Raw genomic sequence first — 242 nt, 5'->3', positions numbered from 1 at the left:
GGCAGCACGTAATCCTGATCGGAAAAGCTGGTCAGCACCAAAATTTTGACGTCCGGATACGTTTTCTTGATGAGCCGCGTCGCCTCGATCCCATCCATCACAGGCATCACCATGTCCATCAGCACGACATCCGGCTGGCAGGATGCCACTTTTTCCAGCGCCTCCTTGCCGTTTTCCGCTTCACCGACAATCTCGAAATCTTTTTGCATGCTGAGGAAAAATTGCAGGCCGCGCAGCACGAC

General features: G+C 53.7%; 1 protein-coding gene. It reads right to left on the bottom strand.

From position 1 onward, the window contains the following. The coding region (locus EDM56_RS30965; protein ID WP_148040451.1) for a response regulator at positions 1-242 on the bottom strand (242 nt) is incomplete at both ends.

The organism is Brevibacillus fluminis, from assembly GCF_003710825.1.
Lineage (GTDB): Bacteria > Bacillota > Bacilli > Brevibacillales > Brevibacillaceae > Brevibacillus_D > Brevibacillus_D fluminis.
This window is presented reverse-complemented; position numbering and strand designations above follow the sequence as displayed.